The following is an 18,168-nucleotide window of genomic DNA, read 5'->3' as shown; positions in this document are numbered from 1 at the left end:
GGTTCACGCCGGCGGCCAAATGAAAACGGGCGCGGCCTTGCGGCCACGCCCATCGAAAGACTGCCGGAAAGCGCCGATCAGGCGGCGTCTTCCTCGCCTTCGGACTTCTTCTCCTTGGCGATCTCCTTGCCGGTCGCCTGGTCGACGACCTTCATGGAGAGGCGGACCTTGCCGCGCTCGTCGAAGCCCATCAGCTTGACCCAAACCTTGTCACCTTCCTTGACCACGTCGGTGGTCTTGGCGACGCGCTCGTTGGAAAGCTGCGAGATGTGGACGAGGCCGTCCTTCGGGCCGAAGAAGTTGACGAAGGCGCCGAAGTCGGCGGTCTTGACGACCGTGCCCTCGTAGATCTCGCCGACTTCCGGCTCGGCCACGATGGTGTGGATCCACTTCTTGGCCGCCTCGATCTCCTTGGCGTTCGACGACGCGATCTTGACCGTGCCGTCGTCCTCGATGTTGATCTTGGCGCCGGTCTTTTCCACGATCTCGCGGATGACCTTGCCGCCCGAGCCGATCACGTCGCGGATCTTGTCGGTCGGGATGTGCATGACCTCGATGCGCGGCGCGAACTCGCCCAGTTCATGGCGGCCCTCGGTGATGGCCTTGGCCATCTCGTCGAGGATATGCAGGCGGCCGTCCTTGGCCTGGCCGAGCGCGACCTTCATGATCTCCTCGGTGATGCCGTCGATTTTGATGTCCATCTGCAGCGAGGTGATGCCGCCGGCGGTGCCGGCCACCTTGAAGTCCATGTCGCCGAGATGGTCCTCGTCGCCGAGGATGTCGGAGAGCACCGCGAAGCGCTCGCCTTCCTTGATCAGGCCCATGGCGATGCCGGCCACCGGCTTGGACAGCGGAACGCCCGCGTCCATCAGCGCCAGCGACGTGCCGCAGACGGTCGCCATCGAGGACGAGCCGTTGGACTCGGTGATCTCGGAGACGACGCGCAGCGTGTAGGGGAACTGCTCCGCCGAGGGCAGCATCGGATGGACGGCGCGCCAGGCGAGCTTGCCGTGGCCGATCTCGCGGCGGCCGGGAGAGCCCATGCGGCCGGTCTCGCCCACCGAATAGGGCGGGAAGTTGTAGTGCAGCAGGAAGGTTTCCTTGCGGGTGCCGGTCAGCTCGTCGACGAACTGCTCGTCCTCGCCGGTACCCAGCGTGGCGACGACCAGCGCCTGGGTCTCGCCGCGGGTGAACAGCGCCGAACCGTGGGTACGCGGCAGGACGCCGACTTCGGAGACGATCGGACGGACCGTCTTCAAATCACGACCGTCGATGCGCGAGGAGGTGTCGAGGATGTTCCAGCGCACGACCTTGGCCTGGAGTTCCTTGAACACGGTGCCGATCTGCTCGGAGGTGTACTTCGCCTCCTCGCCCTCCGGAGCGGCGAACGCGGCCTTGACCTTGGCCTTGACGGCGTCGACGGCGGCGTAGCGGGCCTGCTTGTCGGTGATCTTGTAGGCGTCGCGCAGCTCGTCGCCGACGACCTTGAGCATCTCGCCCTCGAGCTCGGAATAATCCGGCGAGGTGAAGTCGCGCGGGTCCTTGGCAGCGACCTCGGCCAGCTTGATGATGGCGTCGATGACCGGCTGGAAGCCCTTGTGGCCGAAGGTGACGGCGCCGAGCATCACGTCCTCGGACAGCTCCTTCGCCTCGGACTCGACCATCATGACCGCGTCGGACGTGCCGGCGACGACCAGGTCGAGTTTCGATTCCGGCATCTCGTCGATGTGCGGGTTGAGCACGTATTCGCCGTTGATGTAGCCGACGCGGGCGCCGCCGATGGGGCCCATGAACGGCACGCCGGACAGCGTCAGCGCCGCCGATGTGGCGACGATGGCGAGGATATCGGGGTCGTTCTCCAGATCATGCTGGACGACGGTGACGACGATTTGGGTGTCGTTCTTGTAGCCGTCGGCGAAGAGCGGGCGGATCGGGCGATCGATCAGGCGCGAGGTCAGCGTTTCCTTCTCGCTCGGACGGCCTTCGCGCTTGAAGAAGCCGCCGGGGATCTTGCCGGCTGCGAAGGTCTTTTCCTGGTAATTGACCGTCAGCGGGAAGAAATCGAGGCCGGGCTTCGGCTCCTTCATCGAAACGACGGTGGCGAGAACCACGGTCTCGCCGTAGGTGGCGAGCACGGCGCCGTCGGCCTGGCGGGCGATCTTGCCGGTCTCCAGGGTGAGCGGACGCCCGCCCCATTCGATTTCCACTTTGTGGTGATTGAACATGTCTTGTCCTTGCATAATGCGGCCGGGCCGCCGCCGCCCTTTGCGACGCGGTCCCAACCTGCTGGCTTCGTTCGGGCAGCCACGGGCAAGACAACGGGAGGTCCGGGCTGTCGGCACCTTTGGTGCGTCCGGGCGTCCTGCAATCCTGCCCCATGACCGTCCATGGGCGGCTCCGCGCAATGGTGCGGCGGGAACCGGGTTCGGGCCGGCAGATGCCTAGGCCCGCATGCGCGACCGGCGGACCCTCCTCAGGAGAGCCCGCCGGCCAAAGGGTCAGCGACGCAGTTCGAGCTTTTCGATCAGCGTCTGGTAACGCGCCTCGTCCTTGCGCTTGAGATAGTCAAGCAGGCTGCGGCGCTGGGAAACGAGAGCGAGCAGGCCACGACGGGAATGGTTGTCCTTCTTGTGGTCCTTGAAGTGCTCGGTCAGGTTCTTGATACGCTCCGAAAGGATGGCGACCTGGACTTCCGGCGAACCGGTGTCGCCCTTGGCCGTGGCATACTGCGCCATCAATTCCTGTTTGCGTTCAGCAGTGATCGACATCGTGCTTTTCCTTTCTCGAATGGAGGAAACGGGACGCCTTGAGCCGGGATGTCGTCCAGCAAAGGCCGATGCAAAACATGCGCGTTTTCGCGATGTTGCGGCGCATATAGGGTATTTGGGGCGGAAAAGATAGGGGGATTTCGTGGGGGGAGGGGTTGGACGGCGGCTGAGGGGTGGAATGCGGACTGACAGCCTCCCGCACTCACTCCGCGAAAGCCGTCGTCAGGCCGACCGGTGGGATGCCTTAATCTCCCTAATGAACCCAAGGCCCATTTATAGACAAGTTGAAGATAATTTCTTGATTGAATTGAGCTCTCTTTAAGAAAGCCTACGCACAATGGGAGTATGACTAAGATACCGCACTCGGCGAGAGCGGAAATGGCGGTTGACCACCCGGCAAAATCGCTGATTGCCTTGCAAACGGATATTCTTGAGAAGGTAGCCTACGGGGAGCCGCTGGCATCGGTCACCGATCATCTTTGCAGGCAGGCCGAGACGATAGCCGCAGATGTTATCTGCTCGGTTCTCACCGTCGATAGAGATGGCAGGCTGCGGACGCTTGCAGGTCCAAGCCTTCCAGAGCAGTACTCGCGGGCGATCGACGGAATTCCGATCGGGCCTGACATTGGTTCCTGTGGCGCGGCGGCGTATCGCGGCATGGCAGTGGAAGTCACGGATATCGAGTGTGACCCGCTTTTTGACGACTACAGGTCGCTTTTACTCCCGCTTGGCTTGAAGGCCTGCTGGTCCAGTCCAATCAAGGCTCGGGACGGCCGCGTCGTCGGGACTTTCGCCTTTTATTTTCCTACCCCCCGAGGGCCGACGGACGTCGAAAGGGAAGTGGTTGCGCGCTGCACTCATATTTGCAGTATCGCCATTGAACACGACGAGAACCGGCGGCGCATGCATGAACTGGCGTTCGTGGACACCTTGTCGGGAGCACCTAACCGCGCCAGCTTCAATCTCCGTATCGGACAACTGACGGGAGCAACTCCAAAATCTTTCGCTCTGATGTTGATCGACCTCGATCATCTGAAGGAGATCAACGACACGTTGGGACATGCCGGCGGTGACATGCTGGTGCGTACTACCGCGCTGCGTCTCAAAACCGCGCCGATCGCTGTCGAGGTCTTTCGTATCGGAGGTGACGAATTTGCCGTGGTCGTGCCGGGTTGCAGCACGGCATCCGAGATGACCAAGGCGGCACATGGGTTGATCGAAGCGATCAGTATGCCATTCCAGTATGGCGAACACACGATCGTTTCTTCCGTGACCGTCGGCGGCGCACTTTACGGATGCGACGGCATCGACGCCGAAACCTTGTACCAGAACGCCGACTTTGCCCTCTATCACGCAAAGGCGGAATGCAGAGGCGGTTTCGTTCCCTTCGTGCCCGGGATGCGCACGGCTATCACACGTAGGATTCAAACCATACGTGAGGTCGGCGACGCACTATCCGAAGGCCGCGTCTTCGCGGCCTATCAACCGATCGTGCGGATCGACACTGCCGAGATCGTTGGCGTGGAGGCGTTGGTGCGCATGCGTACCCCGGAGGGGCGGATTGTACCGGCCAACGAGTTTCACGAAGCCATCTCGGACCCGCGTATCGGCGACAACCTGACGATGCAGATGCTGTCGGAGGTGACCGCTGACGTAAGAGCCTGGCTCGACAGCGGTATTTCACTCCAGCATGTCGGCATTAATGTTGCGAGCCCAGACTTCCAGAAAGGCGGTCTCGAAGACCGGATCGTAGAGAAGTTCGCAGCCGCCAACGTCCCGCTCGAGCATGTCATCCTGGAAATCAACGAAACGGTTTTTATGGGCGGTCACGACAATCACATCGCCCGAGCAGCGGAAAATCTGCGGGCCAAAGGAATGCGTGTTGCGCTCGATGATTTTGGCACCGGTCACGCCTCGCTTACCCATCTCCTGAACTTCCCCGTGGACATCATCAAGATCGACAAATCATTTGTCGACCGCATGATTGAAGACCACCGGAGCCTGGTAATCGTCGAAGGGTTGATCGAAGTGGCACATAAGCTCGATATGAAGATCATTGCCGAAGGAATCGAGACTGAGGAACAGGCCAACAAACTGGCATCCCTCGGCTGCATACTTGGCCAGGGGTACCGCTACGGGCGTGCCGCCTCAGCGGCGACCACCCTCGAACTCCTGCGTCGCTTTTCACAAAAGCCTGACAGTCCGTCAGCATATCAGGTGCCTTATCGGTTAACAGCATGACGCATTTCGGCGTTCGAGACGCACCGGGGGCCGTCTGCTGACAGTCCGCCTCGCGGTGGCATTTGTAGAAGCTGCCGTTCCGCATACAGCCCCGGCTCCGCCGTCCATGGGAACCGAGCGAATGGCAATTTTCGGGCGGCGGCGGAAGCGCCCAGAACGGCGACAATGAGGTCGGAGGCCGACATTCAACCTGTGACGCCATCTCGAACGCCCTTTTTATCCCCACCCTCTCCTCCCCTGCGATAATCCCGCCGCGTGAAAGGAGCGAGGTTTGGATAGTCGGGCGGGAATCGAGAGGAACGTCGAGGCGCTGAAGCGCATCCTTGTCTCGCTCGTCGCCATGGCCGGGTTCGCGGCCACTTTCACCTCCCCCTTGTGGGGAGGTCGAAGCGAAGCGTCGGGTGGGGGTAATTCTCAGCCCGACACCCCCACCCCTAACCCCTCCCCGCAAGGGGGAGGGGAACTCCGCCCTACCCTGCCGCGCCATCTGCACCGGGCCATCCTGCGGCTGCTCAGGCCGGCGGAATCGGCGGCGCGGCGGCTGATCATCGCAATGGCGATGACCGCGACGCCCGAGGCGCGCGAAACGGGACATGGCGCGACGCCGCTCGGAAACGGCGATGCCATAACAGTTCCGCGGTGGCGCGGGCCGGTGCAGCAGGTGGAGGTTCGGAGCAAGCGCCATTTCCGGCCGACATCGCCGCGCCAGCCGGATGCCCTTCCCGCCCCACGGCGGCTTTCGCTGCCGCTGCTCGACCCGATGACCCGTCCGTTTCGCAGCGCCGCGCCTGTGCGACCGACGACCCTTCCGCGCCTTTGGGCGCCGGGCATGACGGCGCCGCGATTTCCACTCCCCGCGCCGCCGGCGCCTCACGATCCGCTCGACGCCACGCGGCTGAGGCTGAGGCTCGACGCGCTCGGGCGCGCGCTGGACGATCTGCCGGGCCAGACGCTGCGCTTCGCGCGCTGGCGGGCGCGGCAGGCCTCCATGCGCGAGCGCGGCCGTTTTCGCCGGCCGCTCAGGCCGGGCCGTCCGCCCGGCGCCCTGCCGCCTGGAAACCGGCGGCGGGAACACGAGGTCCACGCGGTGCTCGCCCATGCGCATTCGCTCTGCTGGTGGGCGCTGGAGCGGCGGGACACGTCGTGACGGGCGGGGTGTGCCTGCATTCTGTTTGGTGGGCGCCGTACCCCCACCCCTAACCCCTCCCCACAAGGGGGAGGGGGAACTGCCGCGCGCCCGGATTCCCCTCCCTTGCGGGGGTCCGAAGGACGGGCGAGACCCGTGGCCCGCCCCGGCAAGGTTAGGGGTGGGGGTACTGGCTCCGCCCTGGCAAGGTTAGGGGTGGAGGGGCCAGCCTCTATCGCCAATCGTCAAACGAGGCACCTTCCTGCAAAGAAAGCGTGGTTTGGAAAGGCAGGCCGCTCGCGGGTTCCGGTTCCTCGCCCCTCTGGGGAGAGGTGGCTCGGCGAAGCCGAGACGGAGAGGGGCGGCACCTTACACAATGGGCTTCCCCTCAAGCAGAAAGGCTCACAGCCATTTCTTCCACTTGAAGAAGCCGACCAGCGCGAGCGCCACCGCGGCCATGAAGATGAGTGCTGCCGGGTAGCCGTAATAGGCGCGCAGTTCGGGCATGTTCCAGGGCGAGGCGTCGGGGTCGAAGTTCATGCCCCAGACGCCGACCAGGAAGGTCAGCGGGATGAAAATCGCCGAGACGATGGTGAGCAGCGAGATGACGTCGTTGGTGCGCGCCTGGGAGAGCGACAGGTGCATCTCGATCAGGCCGCTCATGGTGTCGCGCTCGGTCTCGACCATCTGGATCAGGCGGATGGCGTGGTCGAGCGTGTCGTTGAAGAACACCTTGGTCTCGGCCTGCACATAGGGCGCGTCGTTGCGGATCAGGGTGGCGAGCGCGTCGCGCAGCGGCCACAGCACGCCCTTCAGCATGTTGATGGAGCGGCGCATCTGCTGAAGCTCGGTCATCTGCTGCTTGTGCGGCGAGCGCAGCATGGCGTCCTCGATGCTGTCCGCCACCTCGGCCGAGGCTTCGATCGGCGGAAAGTAGCTGTCGACGATGGCGTCGATCAGCGCGTAGGCAAGGTAGTCGGCGCCGCGCGTGAGCAGACGGTTCGGCGCCGGACTGTCGATGCGCCTGCGCACCGGGTCGAACGGATCGCCCTCGTGCTCCTGGAAGGTGAGGACGAATTTCTCGCCGAAGAAAACGGAGACCTGCTCGTAGCGCAGCGTGGACACGTCGTCGATCATCGAGAGCGTCATGAAGGCGTGGTCGTCGTAGAAGTCCACCTTCGGGCGCTGGCCGGTATTGACCACGTCCTCGAGCGCCAGCGGATGCAGGCCGAAGGTCTTGCCGATCTCCTCGATCAGGGGAATGTCGGCGAGGCCGGTGCAATCCAGCCAGATCACCGGCCAGTGGTCGAGGTTCTTGACCACGTCGCCGATGGCGGCCTTGCGGATGGTCTTCGACTTCGCGGCCGAGATCAGCGTCAGTGTGAGGCGCGTCGGCTCAGCCGAGGGATCGGCGATCAGCGTGCCCGGCGAGGCACCGACCGGTGAGCGGCGTGTCTTGAAAACCCTGCGCTTCTTCTCGCCCGTCTTCGCCATGACCGCTCCGTCTCCCGACTCACCGGTCAATCTAGGGCCAACGCCTTATCCGGCAAAGACGCGCCGCGGCTTGAACATGCCGCGCTCGATGGAGCCGATGGCGACGAGGCGGCCATGCGCGGTGGCGCAGGCTTCGTCGGCCTCGACGGGGGCGTCGCGGCCGCGCACGATGACGGGATTGCCGAGCCTGATCTTGGTCGCCGTATCGTCGCTGACGGCGACCTGCGGCAGGCAGTCGAGCGCCGCGACCGTATCGATGACGAGACCGTCGATCGCCGCGAAATCCATCGGCAGGTCGCCCTCCTGCGGCTGGCCGGCCTCGCCGAAGCGCGCCGTCTCCAGTTCCTTGACGGTGACGAAATCGTCCGGCGTGAAGGGGTCGACCTCGGTGCGGCGCAGGTCCGCGATATGGCCGTAGCAGCCGAGGTCGCGGCCCATGTCGCGGGCCAGGCTGCGCACATAGGTGCCCTTGCCGCACTCGACCTCGAAGACCGTCCGGTCGCCGTCGTGGCTGACGATGTCGAGACGGCCGATCTCGACCTCGCGGGCGGGGATGTCCACCGCCTCGCCGCCGCGCGCCAGGTCATAGGCGCGCTCGCCGGCGATCTTGATGGCCGAGAACTGCGGCGGCGTCTGCATGATGACGCCGGTGTATTTCGGCATGACGGCGCGGATGTCCGCTTCCGAGGGACGCTTGTCGGAGTTGTTCGTCACCGGCCCTTCGAGGTCGTCCGTCGAACGCTCCTCGCCCCAGGCGACGGTGAAGCGGTAGATCTTGGCGCCGTCCTGGACATAGGGCACCGTCTTGGTCGCATCGCCCAGCGCGATCGGCAGCATGCCGGACGCCAGCGGGTCGAGCGTGCCGGCATGGCCTGCCTTCTCGGCCTGGAACAGCCACTTGACCTTGGAGACCGCCTCGGTCGAGCCCATGCCGACCGGCTTGTCCAGGATCACCCAGCCGGAAACCGGCCGGCCCTTCTTCTTGCCGCGACGGGCCATTCAGTCCTCTTTGTCGTCGTCGTGCTCCAGGTCACGCGCCACTTCGGGCGAATGCAGGAGCTCGTTGATCTTCTGGAAATTGTCGTAGCTGGTGTCGAGCCGGAAGCGGAACTCGGGCATGTACTTCATCTGCCTGAGCGCCGGCGAAATGCGGCCGCGGATGAACTTCGCGTGCCGGTTCAGGGCCTCGACCACGGCGGCATCGTCCTTGGCGCCCATCGGCGCGACGAAGGCGGTGGCGATCTTCAGGTCCGGCGACATGCGCACTTCCGACACCGAGATCACCGTCGCCTCGATCAGGTCGTCGCGCACCTCTGCGCGCTGCAGCATCTCGGCCAACGCGTGGCGCACCTGCTCGCCGACGCGCAGGACGCGCTGCGAGGGACCGGAATTATGGGAACGGGCCATCTTTCAATCCTGAAACCCGGCATGGAATGGAACCGCGCCGGAGGTTTCAAATATAGCGGGCGGCGGCTTCACGGCCACCGCCCGGACTCTGCAAAGTGCTCGAACTCAGAGCGTGCGCGTCACCATCTCGACGCGGAAACACTCGATGACGTCGCCGACCTGGATGTTCTCGTAGTTCTGGAACGCCATGCCGCATTCCTGGCCGACGGGAACCTCCGGCACCTCGTCCTTGAAGCGCTTGAGCGTCTTCAGCGTGCCTTCGTGGATGACGACGTTGTCGCGGATCAGGCGCACGCCCGCGCCGCGCTCCACCTTGCCTTCGGTGACGCGGCAGCCCGCGACCTTGCCGACCTTGGTGATGTTGAACACCTCCAGGATCTCGGCATTGCCGATGAAGGTCTCGCGCCGCTCCGGCGACAGCAGGCCCGACATCGCCGCCTTCACGTCATCCACGAGGTTGTAGATGATGTTGTAGTAGCGGATCTCGATGCCCGCCTGCTCGGCGGCGGTCCTTGCCTGCGCGTTGGCGCGGACGTTGAAGCCGATGATGACGGCTCCCGACGTCTCGGCGAGCGTCACGTCGCTCTCGGTGATGGCGCCGGCGCCCGAATGGACGATGCGCGCCCTGACCTCGTCGGTGCCGAGCTTCTCCAGCGCGGCATCGATCGCCTCGATGGAGCCCTGCACGTCGCCCTTGACGATGAGCGGGAACTCCTTGAGGCCGCTCGACTGCAACTGCGACATCATCTGCTCGAGCGAGCCGCGCTGGCCGGCGTGCTTGGCCACCGCCTTGTCGCGGGCGAGCCGCTGGCGGTACTCGGTGATCTCTCTCGCGCGCGCCTCGTTGGTGACGATGGCGAAGCGGTCGCCGGCATGCGGCGTGCCCTGAAGGCCGAGCACCTCGACCGGCATGGCCGGCGGCGCCTCGGGCACATGCTCGCCGCGGTCGTTGACCAGCGCGCGCACCCTGCCCCATTCGTTGCCAGCCACCAGGATTTCGCCCGGCAGCAGCGTGCCGGTCTGCACCAGCACGGTGGCGACCGGACCGCGGCCCTTGTCGAGGCGCGCCTCGATGACCACGCCTTCGGCGGTGCGGTCGGGATTGGCCTTGAGGTCGAGGATCTCGGCCTGCAGCAGCACGGCTTCCAGAAGCTTGTCGATGCCTGCACCCGTCTTGGCGGAGACCTCGACGTCGAGCGTCTCGCCGCCCATCTCCTCGACCACGATCTCGTGCTGGAGAAGCTGGGTGCGCACCTTCTGCGCGTTGGCGCCGGGCTTGTCGATCTTGTTGATGGCAACGATGATCGGCACTCTGGCGGCGCGGGCGTGGTTGATGGATTCCACCGTCTGCGGCATCACGCTGTCGTCGGCCGCGACCACCAGGATGGCCACGTCGGTAGACTGGGCGCCGCGCGCACGCATGGCGGTGAAGGCCTCGTGACCGGGCGTGTCGATGAAGGTGATCTTCTGCCCGTTCCTCTCGACCTGGTAGGCGCCGATATGCTGGGTGATGCCACCGGCCTCGCCGGACACCACATTGGCCTGGCGGATGGCGTCGAGCAACGAGGTCTTGCCGTGGTCGACGTGGCCCATGATGGTGACCACCGGCGGGCGCGATACCAGATCCTCCGGCCGGTCGGGAATATTGAACAGGCCTTCCTCGATATCGGACTCGGCCACGCGCTTGACCGTATGACCGAATTCGGTGGCGATCAGCTCGGCCGTATCGGCGTCGATGACGTCGCCCGGCTTCATCATCTGGCCCTGCTTCATGAAGAACTTGACGATGTCGACCGCCCGTTCCGACATGCGGTTGGCGAGTTCCTGGATGGTGATCGTTTCTGGAATGGTGACCTCGCGCATGACCTTTTCGCGCGGCTCATTGTGCATGGCGCGCTTGAATTTCTCCTGTCGGCGGCGGGCGGCGGCGAGCGAACGGCCGCGCGCCGAATCCCCGTCCTCGGACGACAGTGCCGAGGTCAGCGTCAGCTTGCCGCGGCGGCGATCGTCTTCGCGTGTGCGCGTCGGCTTGGGAACCTCCGGCGTGGGAAGGCGGCGCGGCGGCAGGGACGATGCGCCGCGGCTACGCGGCTTCTCCTCTTCCTCGGCGCCATCGGCGGTCTGCGGCGCGCGTCGGCGCGCCTCTTCCTCGGCGCGCTTGCGCGATTCCGCTTCCTTCTGCAGACGCGCTTCCTCCTCGGCCTGACGGCGCGCGGACTCCTCGCGCTCGCGCTGGCGGCGCTCCTCTTCCTCGGCGCGGCGCCTGGCATCCTCGGCCGCGCGGACACGGTCTTCCTGCTCGCGGGCGACGGAGCCTTCGAGCGCCCTGCGGCGGGCTTCCATCTCGTCGCGCGACAATTCGTTGAGTACCAGCCGTTCGGGCGGCGTCTGACGCGGCTGCTGCGGTTCGGCTGCCGGCTGCTGCGCAACGGGGGCAGGCGCGGCAGATCTCGCCTGCGGCTTCGGCGTGAAGACCGGGGCAGGTTCGGGCCGCTCGCCCGGCTTGACGAACTTGCGCTTGGTCTCGACGACGACCTGCTTGGTGCGGCCGTGCGAGAAATTCTGCCGCACGGTGCTCTGCTCCACACCCGGGCGCTTCAGCGTCAGCGTCTTTTTGGGCGTTACGCTCAGCGTCTTGTCGTCGCCCGATTTCGTATCACTCATTCCACATCCTCTGCGGCGTCTTCGTCGCCGGCAACGGCCGCAAGCATTGCCAGATCGTCCGGGGAACCGCCCCGGTATCGGTCGAGCGCAACCATGCGCTTCCCAACCGCCTTGCCCGCGTCACCCGCGAGAACGGCAGCATGTATCACATTTGTCGCCCCGAATGCCAAACCCAATTCGGCCTGCGAAAAAAGTTTGTAGGCAGGGATGGCCGGGCCGCCGAGATGAACGGTGGCCCGGCGGGCCTGGGCGATCTTGCGCACTCCGTCCTCGGCCGCTTCCACGGCATGGAGCACGAGCGAGGCCTTGCCGGACCGGACCGCCGCCTCGACCTTCGCGGCGCCGAGCACGACCTGACCGGCCTTGCGCGCCAGTCCCAGCGCGCCCGCTGTCGATTTCACCAGAAGGGAATCGACCATGCCGCCCAAATCCGGCGGCACGGCAACCGGCCGCTTGAAGGCACGGCTGAAATGGTTCTTCTGGGCCGCCTTTTCAACCGTGGCACGGTCGGCGCCCACCCAGCAGCCACGGCCGGGCAGGTTTCGCTTGAGATCGGGGACGACGGACGAATCCGGACCGACCACGAACCGGATCAATTCATCCGGCGCGGCGGTCTTTCGCGTGACGATGCAGGTGCGATCGTTCATTTCGTCCAAGGGCGGCCCCGATCCGTCTCATCTCAGGCGCCGACGGTTTCGGCTTCCGCAGCCTCGGCGGCTTCGGTCTGGGCTTCCTCTTCGGAAATCCAGCCGGCCTTGAGACGGGCAGCCAAAATCATCTGCTCTGCATCGGCCTTGGAGACGCCGTGATCGGCGAGAACGCCCGGAAAGACCTTGGTCTCGCCGTCCTTGCGCTCCTTCCAGCCGACGAGGTCGTCGGCGGCGTAGCCGGCGAAATCCTCGATCGTCTTCACGCCGTCTTCGCCGAGCGACACCATCATGGCGGTGGTGATGCCGGGAATCTCGCGCAACTCGTCCTCGACGCCGAGCTTCTTGCGCGCGGCGTCCTGCTCGGCCTCGACCTTTTCCAGATGCTCGCGGGCGCGGGTCTGGATTTCGGTCGCCGTGTCCTCGTCGAAACCGTCGATCGAGGAAATCTCGTCGGGCTCGACATAGGCGACTTCCTCGACGGAGGTGAAGCCTTCCGAAGCCAGCACCTGGCCGACCATTTCGTCGACGTCCAGCGCTTCCATGAACAGGTTGGAGCGCTCGGTGAACTCCTTCTGGCGACGCTGCGATTCCTCTTCCTCGGTCAGGATGTCGATGTCCCAGCCGGTGAGCTGCGAGGCGAGGCGCACGTTCTGGCCACGACGGCCGATGGCGAGCGAGAGCTGGTCGTCGGGAACCACCACCTCGATGCGCTCGGCATCCTCATCGAGCACCACCTTGGCGACTTCCGCCGGCTGCAAGGCATTGACGATGAAGGACGCGGCCGAAGGAGACCACGGAATGATGTCGATCTTCTCGCCCTGCAACTCGCCGACCACGGCCTGGACGCGCGAGCCGCGCATGCCGACGCAGGCGCCGACGGGGTCGATCGAGGAGTCGCGGGAAATCACCGCGATCTTGGCGCGGGAACCCGGATCGCGGGCGACCGACTTGATCTCGATGATGCCGTCGTAGATCTCCGGCACTTCCATGGTGAACAGCTTGGCCATGAACTGCGGATGGGTGCGCGACAGGAAGATCTGCGGACCGCGCTGCTCGCGGCGCACGTCGTAGACGTAGGCGCGGACGCGGTCGCCGTATTTGTAGTTCTCTCGCGGGATCAGCTCGTCGCGGCGGATGATCGCCTCGCCGCGGCCGAGGTCGACGATGACGTTGCCGTATTCGACGCGCTTGACCGTGCCGTTGACGATCTCGCCGATGCGGTCCTTGTATTCGTCGTACTGGCGGTCGCGCTCGGCCTCGCGCACCTTCTGGACGATGACCTGCTTGGCCGACTGGGCGGCGATGCGGCCGAAATCCATCGGCGGAAGCTGCTCGGCGATGAAGTCGCCGACCTGCGCGTCCGGATTGCGCTCGCGCGCCGAGGACAGCGCGATCTGGGTCGCGTAGTCTTCGACGTTCTCAACGACTTCCATCAAGCGCTGCAACTTCATCTCGCCGGTCTGCGGGTTGATGTCGGCGCGGATGTTGGTCTCCTGGCCGTAGCGCGAGCGCGCAGCCTTCTGGATCGCATCGGCCATGGCGGCGATGACGATTTCCTTGTCGATCGACTTTTCCCGCGCGACCGCATCGGCGATCTGCAGGAGTTCCAGCCTGTTGGCGCTGACTGCCATGTCTTTCTCCCTGAACGGGGCCGCGCGACGCGGCCGCTCAAAAATCCAAATCAGTTCTGTGCCGGAGCCTCTTCGACGCCGGTGTCTTCCTCGTCGTCGTGATGCTTCCTGGCTTCCTTGCGGGCGCGGTTGTCCTTGGACAGCGCGTCGCGGATAAGGTCGTCGGTCAGGATCAGCCGCGCCTCGGCGATGGCGTCCCACGGCACCAGCAGCGTCGGCGCCTCGCCATAGGCCGCCTGGTCGCGGCGGATGGTGACGCCGTCCTCGCCGCTTGCCTCGATCAGGCCGCGGAAGCGCTTGCGGTCGGCGACGAGCGTCGCGGTCTCCATCTTCACCAGATGGCCCGTCCAGGCGGCGAAGTCGGACTTGCGCACCAGCGGCCGGTCGATGCCGGGCGACGAGACCTCCAGATGGTATGCCTTCTCGATCGGATCGTCCACGTCGAGCGCGGGTGAGACGGCGCGGCTGACTTCCTCGCAGCCTTCGACATCCATGGTGCCGTCCTCGCGCTCGGCCATGATCTGCAGCGTCAGGCCGTTCTGGCCCAGCAGCCTGACGCGCACCAGGCGAAAGCCCATGGCGCGCATGACCGGCTCGACGATCATGGCGATGCGCGCATCGATGCCGCTTTCGCGGATGATGCGGTCGTCCTCAGCATTCGGATTCGGCGTCGCCGTCACTGCAACCAGGTCTCCCGAGGTCGGCGGGTAATAAAAAAGAGCGGGACCGGGTGGACCCACTCTTCGTCATACCGACCAAGAATTTGATGCCGATATAGACGATCATGCTCACCGATTCAAGCCTCGGCGAAAGCGGGCCGCCGAAACCTGCGCGAAGCCTTGCGCCCGACGCACGGCCGGTGTGCGCAAACGGCGGTTTTGGCCGCGCTTCCCCGTCCCTATTTATGTTGCAGCGCACACATCTTGTTGCAATGCAGAATCACGAAAGGCCAATATCATGAAGAAGCGGGCGAGATTTTCGGCAATCGGCAATTTCCTCTCCGTGTTCGACAGCGCCGTTTCCGTGTCGGCGGCGGTCGAAGCAGGCCGTCGGCCCAAGGCCAGCGACCTGCATACGCTGGGCATAGCACCGACCGCCTTCGACAACATGCGACTTCGCTGAAACCACCACGGGCCGGCGGCTTTCCCGCTGCCGGGCCGCACATCCCCCCGAAGACCTCCGCGCCGCGAAAGCGCGCCTGCGGGAATTCTCAGTCGTCGTCGCCGCTCATCGCGGCCAGCACCTTGCCCTGCCCGCGATAGCGCAGGTAGATCGGCAACAGCACGGCTCCGGCCGCAAGCGCCCACAGCACGACAGCGATCCAGGAATGGAACAGCGCGGTGGGGTCGCCCTGGCTGATGGCCAGCGCGCGGCGCAGTTGCTGCTCGGCCAGCGGGCCCAGGATCAGCCCGACGACCACCGGCGCGATCGGATAGCCGAACAGCCGCATCATGTAGCCCAGCAGGCCGAAGACAAGCAGCATCGCCAGTTCGAAGCTCGAGGGATTGGCGCCGATCGTACCGAGCGTGGCGAACAGCAGGATGCCCGCGTAGAGCCACGGCTTGGGCACTTCCAGCAGCTTGATCCACAGACCGACCATCGGCAGGTTGAGCACCAGAAGCATGAAGTTGGCGACGAGCAGGCTGGCGATCAGCCCCCAGACCAGCGAGGCGTTGTTGACGAACAGCAGCGGCCCGGGCTGGAGGCCGAACTGCTGGAAACCGGCCAGCATGATGGCGGCGGTGGCCGATGTCGGCAGGCCGAGCGTCAGGAGCGGCACCAGGGTGCCGGCGGCGGAGGCGTTGTTGGCCGCTTCCGGCCCTGCGACGCCCTCGATGGCGCCGTTGCCGAACTCCTCGGGATGCTTGCTGAGCCGCTTTTCCGCAGCATAGGAGAAAAACGTGCCGATCTCGGCGCCGCCGGCGGGCATGGCGCCGATCGGGAAACCGATGATCGTCCCGCGCAGCCAGGCCTTCCAGGAGCGCGCCCAGTCCTGCGCCGTCATCATCGCCGAGCCGCGGACCTTCTCGACCGAGCCGGGGCCGGATTCGCCCTGCCCGGCGACGTAGAGCGTCTCGCCGATGGCGAACATGGCGACGGCCAGCGTCGTCACCTCGACGCCGTCGAGCAGATCGGGGATGCCGAACGTCAGGCGCGCCTGTCCTGTCTGGAGGTCGATGCCGATCAGGCCGAGCGTCAGGCCGACGAACAACGCGCTGAGGCCGCGCAGCGCCGAATCGCCGAAGGCCGCCGACACGGTGACGAAGGCCAGCACCATCAGCGCGAAATATTCCGCCGGCCCGAAGGACAGCGCGAACTTCACGATCCAGGGGGCGATGAAGGCGAGCGCGACGGTGGCGATCAGCCCGGCGACGAAGGAGCCTATCGCCGCGGTGGCAAGCGCCGGCCCGCCCCGGCCCGCCCTCGCCATCTTGTTGCCTTCCAGCGCCGTGACGATCGACGCGCTTTCGCCAGGCGTGTTCAGCAGGATCGAGGTCGTCGATCCGCCGTACATGCCGCCGTAGTAGATGCCGGCGAACATGATCAGCGATCCGCCGGGATCGAGCTTGTAGGTCACCGGCAGCAGCAGCGCGACGGTAGTGGCCGGGCCGATGCCGGGCAGCACGCCGACGGCGGTTCCGAGCGTCACGCCGATCGCCGCGTAAAGCAGGTTCAGCGGCTGCAGCGCCGTCAGAAATCCCGCTCCCAAAAGGGCAAATGTATCCACCCCGGCCCCTCCCCTCTTTCAGCTAAATCAGACGCTCGATCGGGCCGGCCGGTAGGGACAGTTGCAGCCCCTTGGCGAACAGCACCCAGATGGCCAGCGACAGGACGATGCCGATGGGGATCGTCTTCCACAACGGACCGCGCCCGAAGCCGCGGGCCGTGGCGGCGAACAGCAGCCCCGTGCCGATCGAGAAGCCGACCGGCTTCAGCAGGATCATCTGAGCGAGCAGCCCACCGACGATCCAAAGCACTGGCGGCAGGCTTTGCGGCTCCCGTTCGGGAAACTCGCCCCGCCAGGCGGCAATTGCGGTCCAGACGGCCAGCGCGAACAGGCAGATCGCCACGACGTAGGGGACGGTCGCCGGCCCGACGCGCGCATAGCCTGCGGCGCCCGACATGGTCGAGGTGCTCCACGCCATGACGATCGAAACGACGGCCAGCCCCAGGGCAATGGCAAGCGCCGCCCGATCCGGGCGGCGCGTGGAGCCGTCGCTCTCGCTCATTTCACCAGGCCGATGTCTTTGAGGATCGTCTCGGTAGCTTCGGTGTCCTTCTTCAGCTCGGCATCGAATTCATCGCCGGCCAGGTACGTGTCGGCCCAGCCCTTGTCGGCGAGCGTCTTCTGCCATGTCGCCGACTTCGCCATCTTCTCGATATCGGCGCTGACGGCCGCCTTCTGCTCGGGCGTCAGGTCCGGTCCGGCCGCGACCATGCGCCAGTTCTGGATCGAGACGTCGGTGCCCGCTTCCTTGAAGGTCGGGGCGTCGATGCCGTCGATCCTGGCGTCCGACGAGATGCCGAGCAGGCGCAGCTGGCCGGCCTTGACCTGCGATTCGAACTCGCTGTAGCCGGAAATGCCGGCCGTCACCTGTCCGCCGAGGATCGCCGCGAGCGCCTCGCCGCCGCCGGAAAAGGCGATATAGTTGATCTTGGTCGGATCCACGCCGGAGGCCTTCGCGATCAGACCGACGGTGATGTGGTCGGTGCCGCCAGCCGAACCGCCGCCCCAGGCCACGGCGCCCGGATCGGCCTTCAGCTTCTCGACCAGGCCCTGCAGGTCCTTGATGTCGGAATTCGCAGGCACCACGATCGCCTCGTATTCGCCGGTCAGGCGCGCGATCGGCGTGACCTGGTCGAGGGTGACGGGGGAATTGTTGGTCAGCAGCGCGCCCAGCATCACATAGCCGCTGACGATCAGTTGCGAGGGGTCGCCCTTCGCCTGGTTGACGAACTGCGCCAGGCCGATCGCACCGCCGGCTCCGGGCACGTTGGTGACCTGCACGTTGCCGGAAATCTTCTCGTCCTGCAGGGTCGCCTGCATCGACCGCGCGGTCTGATCCCAGCCGCCGCCCGGCGCCGCCGGCGCCATGATCTTGTAGTCCGCGGCAAGGGCATGGCCCGTCGCCAGCCCCGTTGCCAGCAACGTCAATCCGGCGAACGCCGACAATAGTTTACGCATT

At 65.5% G+C, this 18,168-nt stretch carries 15 protein-coding genes; 3 read left to right on the top strand and 12 right to left on the bottom strand.

The annotated features are described in order from the left end of the window. Positions 1–77 precede the first annotated feature (77 nt). The gene (pnp, locus tag ABMA46_RS05220; protein ID WP_348998251.1) at positions 78–2,225 is read right to left on the bottom strand and encodes a polyribonucleotide nucleotidyltransferase; all 2,148 of its coding nucleotides are present in this window, start codon (positions 2,223–2,225) and stop codon (positions 78–80) included. A gap of 273 nt (positions 2,226–2,498) precedes the next feature. Next, positions 2,499–2,768, bottom strand: coding sequence for a 30S ribosomal protein S15 (gene rpsO / locus ABMA46_RS05215; RefSeq protein WP_348998250.1), 270 nt, complete (start codon positions 2,766–2,768; stop codon positions 2,499–2,501). A 378-nt stretch (positions 2,769–3,146) separates the two neighbouring features. On the opposite strand from rpsO, the gene ABMA46_RS05210 reads away from it, so the two are divergent. Beyond that, positions 3,147–5,009, top strand: coding sequence for a putative bifunctional diguanylate cyclase/phosphodiesterase (locus ABMA46_RS05210; RefSeq protein WP_348998249.1), 1,863 nt, complete (start codon positions 3,147–3,149; stop codon positions 5,007–5,009). Between the two features lie 271 nt (positions 5,010–5,280). Next, positions 5,281–6,156, top strand: a complete 876-nt coding sequence (locus ABMA46_RS05205) for a hypothetical protein (RefSeq protein ID WP_348998248.1) — start codon at positions 5,281–5,283, stop codon at positions 6,154–6,156. A 381-nt stretch (positions 6,157–6,537) separates the two neighbouring features. On the opposite strand, the gene corA is transcribed toward ABMA46_RS05205, so the two are convergent. From corA to rimP, 7 genes are all read right to left on the bottom strand, one after another. Beyond that, entirely contained in the window at positions 6,538–7,629 is a 1,092-nt protein-coding gene (gene corA / locus ABMA46_RS05200) for a magnesium/cobalt transporter CorA (protein ID WP_348998247.1), read from the bottom strand. A 45-nt stretch (positions 7,630–7,674) separates the two neighbouring features. Further along, positions 7,675–8,628, bottom strand: a complete 954-nt coding sequence (gene truB / locus ABMA46_RS05195) for a tRNA pseudouridine(55) synthase TruB (protein ID WP_348998246.1) — start codon at positions 8,626–8,628, stop codon at positions 7,675–7,677. After that, positions 8,629–9,036 (bottom strand): 30S ribosome-binding factor RbfA, encoded by a 408-nt coding sequence (gene rbfA, locus ABMA46_RS05190; RefSeq protein ID WP_348998245.1) that lies wholly within the window; start codon positions 9,034–9,036, stop codon positions 8,629–8,631. Between the two features lie 105 nt (positions 9,037–9,141). Continuing rightward, positions 9,142–11,700, bottom strand: coding sequence for a translation initiation factor IF-2 (gene infB / locus ABMA46_RS05185; protein ID WP_348998244.1), 2,559 nt, complete (start codon positions 11,698–11,700; stop codon positions 9,142–9,144). Continuing rightward, positions 11,697–12,347 carry an RNA-binding protein gene (locus tag ABMA46_RS05180; protein WP_348998243.1) on the bottom strand — a complete coding sequence of 217 codons (651 nt, stop codon included), beginning with the start codon at positions 12,345–12,347 and terminating at the stop codon, positions 11,697–11,699. The genes infB and ABMA46_RS05180 overlap by 4 nt, the downstream gene beginning before the upstream one ends. Positions 12,348–12,379: 32 nt before the next feature. Next, positions 12,380–13,981 (bottom strand): transcription termination factor NusA, encoded by a 1,602-nt coding sequence (gene nusA / locus ABMA46_RS05175; RefSeq protein WP_348998242.1) that lies wholly within the window; start codon positions 13,979–13,981, stop codon positions 12,380–12,382. 50 nt (positions 13,982–14,031) lie between these two features. Continuing rightward, entirely contained in the window at positions 14,032–14,661 is a 630-nt protein-coding gene (gene rimP / locus ABMA46_RS05170) for a ribosome maturation factor RimP (protein WP_348998241.1), read from the bottom strand. 277 nt (positions 14,662–14,938) lie between these two features. Here rimP and ABMA46_RS05165 point away from each other — a divergent pair, with 277 nt between their 5' ends. After that, positions 14,939–15,103, top strand: coding sequence for a hypothetical protein (locus ABMA46_RS05165; protein WP_348998240.1), 165 nt, complete (start codon positions 14,939–14,941; stop codon positions 15,101–15,103). Positions 15,104–15,191: 88 nt separating this feature from the next. On the opposite strand, the gene ABMA46_RS05160 is transcribed toward ABMA46_RS05165, so the two are convergent. Genes ABMA46_RS05160 through ABMA46_RS05150 form a run of 3 tightly spaced genes read right to left on the bottom strand, consistent with a single transcriptional unit; the run spans position 15,192 to position 18,167 of the window. After that, positions 15,192–16,709: a tripartite tricarboxylate transporter permease gene (locus ABMA46_RS05160; RefSeq protein ID WP_348998239.1), complete on the bottom strand. Its 1,518-nt coding sequence runs from the start codon at positions 16,707–16,709 to the stop codon at positions 15,192–15,194. Positions 16,710–16,731: 22 nt separating this feature from the next. Beyond that, entirely contained in the window at positions 16,732–17,211 is a 480-nt protein-coding gene (locus tag ABMA46_RS05155; RefSeq protein ID WP_348998238.1) for a tripartite tricarboxylate transporter TctB family protein, read from the bottom strand. Further along, complete coding sequence (locus ABMA46_RS05150; protein ID WP_348998237.1) at positions 17,208–18,167, bottom strand: Bug family tripartite tricarboxylate transporter substrate binding protein; 960 nt, start codon at positions 18,165–18,167, stop codon at positions 17,208–17,210. Before ABMA46_RS05150 ends, ABMA46_RS05155 begins: the two co-directional genes overlap by 4 nt. Between the last annotated feature and the right edge of the window lies 1 nt (position 18,168).

The organism is Mesorhizobium hunchu (assembly GCF_040081975.1).
GTDB lineage: Bacteria > Pseudomonadota > Alphaproteobacteria > Rhizobiales > Rhizobiaceae > Mesorhizobium > Mesorhizobium hunchu.
The sequence above is the reverse complement of the archived record's forward strand: the minus strand, read 5'-3'. Positions and strand labels throughout refer to the sequence as shown.